This window comes from Sphingomonas bacterium (genome assembly GCF_903643065.1).
In the GTDB taxonomy this organism is placed as follows: Bacteria; Pseudomonadota; Alphaproteobacteria; order Sphingomonadales; family Sphingomonadaceae; genus Sphingomonas.
On the sequence record NZ_CAHJWX010000424.1, the window covers coordinates 1 to 2,783 of the forward strand.

The following is a 2,783-nucleotide window of genomic DNA, read 5'->3' on the forward strand; positions in this document are numbered from 1 at the left end:
GACGTGATCCTGACCGGCGACGGCGGCAAGAAGATCAACGTCATCAAGGAGGTCCGCGCGATCACCGCGCTGGGCCTGACCGAAGCCAAGACGCTGGTCGAGAGCGCGCCCAAGGCCGTCAAGGAAGGCGTGTCCAAGGCGGACGCCGAGAAGTGGAAGGCCCAGCTTGAGGCCGCCGGCGCCACGGTGGAAATCAAGTAAGCCACAGCCGAGCGTCGACGTCACGGGACTGCTCCCGTGACGGCCGTTCCGGCAGAGATTGGGGCGGCCCCGCCACGGCGGGGCCGCCCTTTTCCGTCGGCCAGAGCATCGCGCTCGCGTACCCGACCAGTGGGTCGGCGGCGCGCGGCCGAGGCGCCGTTGACACGGCGGCGCAAACGCCTGTATTAACGACATATCGTGATCTTCGGGACATGGGGCGTCGTTGCGCAGCGCCCTGGACGAATGGGAGGTCGCGGTCGCCAGGACGCTGACAGCCGACGCACCTGTGCGATCGGCCTTTTCGCGTCTTGGCCCTCCGCTCGCGCCCAGAACTCCGGCTGATCGAGGCACGAACACATGGCGACCAAGGCGATCGACGCGGGCTCCGCGCGCACTGCGGTGAACGGTTCCGGGACGGGCGGCACCGCGAAGCGGCGCATCCGCAAGGTGTTCGGCAACATCCACGAGGTGGTGCAGATGCCGAACCTGATCGAGGTGCAGCGCGAGAGCTACGAGCAGTTCCTCCGCTCGGACAAGGCCACCGGCCATGTCTCGGGGCTGGAGAAGACGCTGCGTTCGGTGTTCCCGATCCAGGATTTCGCCGGCACCGCCTATCTCGACTTCGACGATTACGTGCTGGAGCCGCCGAAGTTCGACGTGGAGGAGTGTCGCCAGCGCGGCATCACCTATGCCGCGCCGATGCGCGTGACCTTGCGCCTGACCGCGTTCGAGGTGGATCCGGATACCGAGGCCAAGTCGGTCATCGATATCAAGGAGCAGGACGTCTACATGGGCGACATGCCGCTGATGACGGAGAACGGCACGTTCTTCATCAATGGCACCGAGCGCGTGATCGTCAGCCAGATGCACCGCTCGCCGGGCGTGCTGTTCTCCCACGATGGCGGCAAGACGCACTCGTCGGGCAAGTACCTCTTCGTCGCGCGCGTCATCCCCTATCGCGGCTCGTGGCTCGACTTCGAGTTTGACGCCAAGGACGTGGTCAACGTCCGCATCGACCGCAAGCGCAAGCTGCCGGCGACCTCGCTCTTCTATGCGCTGGGCATGAACGGCGAGGATATCCTCAATTATTTTTACGACCGCCTGACCTTCGTGCGCGGCGACGGCGGCTGGAAGGTGCCTTACCAGCCCGAGAACTATCGTGGTGCGACGCCGCGCTTCGAGCTGGTCAACGCGCAGACCGGCGAGACGGTGTTCCCCGCCAACGTCAAGATCACGCCCCGCGCCGCCAACAAGGCCGCGAAGGACGGGCTGACCGAGCTGCTGATCCCGACGGAGGAGATCTTCGGCCGGTACAGCGCGTACGACCTGATCAACGAACAGACCGGCGAGATCTATGTCGAGGCGGGGCAGGAGATCCGTGAGCTGACCGACGCCGAGCGCAAGGAAGGCAAGTTCTCCATCCTGGAGAAGCTGGATCGCGCCGGCATCGAACAGATCGACGTGCTCGACATCGACTATGTCACCACCGGTCCGTGGATGCTCAACACGGTGCGCGCGGACAAGGCGGAGGAGCGCGAGCAGGCGCTGAGCGACATCTATCGCGTCATGCGCCCCGGCGAGCCGCCGACGCTGGAGACCGCCGAGGCGCTGTTCGCCGGGCTGTTCTTCGATCCCGACCGCTACGACCTGTCGGCGGTGGGCCGCGTCAAGCTCAACATGCGGCTGGGCCAGGAGACCGAGGACACGCTCACCACGCTGCGGACCGAGGACATCCTCAAGATCGTCAAGATGCTGACCGATCTGAAGGACAACAAGGGCGAGGTCGACGACATCGACAATCTCGGCAACCGGCGCGTGCGGTCGGTCGGCGAACTGCTGGAGAACCAGTACCGCGTCGGCCTGTTGCGCATGGAGCGCGCGGTGAAGGAGCGGATGTCGTCGGTCGATGTGTCGACGGTGATGCCCAACGACCTGATCAACGCCAAGCCGGCGGTGGCGGCGGTGCGCGAGTTCTTCGGTTCGTCGCAGCTGTCGCAGTTCATGGACCAGACCAACCCGCTGTCGGAGGTGACGCACAAGCGCCGCGTGTCGGCGCTCGGGCCGGGCGGCCTGACTCGCGAGCGCGCGGGCTTCGAGGTCCGCGACGTCCACCCGACGCATTATGGCCGCATCTGCCCGATCGAGACGCCGGAAGGGCCAAACATCGGCCTGATCAACAGCCTCGCCTCGTTCAGCCGCGTCAACAAATACGGCTTCATCGAGACGCCGTACCGCAAGGTGATCGACCACAAGGTGACGCAGGACGTCGTCTATCTGTCCGCGATGGAGGAGGCCAAGCACACGATCGCGCAGGCGTCCGCCGAGCTGGACGGCGACGGCGCGTTCACGGAAGAGCTGGTCTCCGCGCGGCAGGCGGGCGAGTTCCTCAACGCGCTGCCCGAGACGATCACGCTGATGGACGTCAGCCCCAAGCAGCTGGTGTCGGTCGCCGCGTCGCTGATACCGTTCCTGGAGAATGACGACGCCAACCGCGCGCTGATGGGCTCGAACATGCAGCGTCAGGCGGTGCCGCTGGTCCGCGCCGAGGCGCCGTTCGTCGGCACCGGCATGGAGGAGACGGT

The 2,783-nt window shown here is 66.0% G+C and carries 2 protein-coding genes; both read left to right on the forward strand.

Going from position 1 to position 2,783, the window contains the following annotated elements:
* The coding region (gene rplL, locus HUU95_RS13275) for a 50S ribosomal protein L7/L12 (protein ID WP_174280538.1) at positions 1–201 on the forward strand (201 nt) is incomplete at its 5' end.
* 357 nt (positions 202–558) lie between these two features.
* On the forward strand, positions 559–2,783 hold a 2,225-nt coding region (rpoB, locus tag HUU95_RS13280), incomplete at its 3' end, for a DNA-directed RNA polymerase subunit beta (protein WP_174280539.1).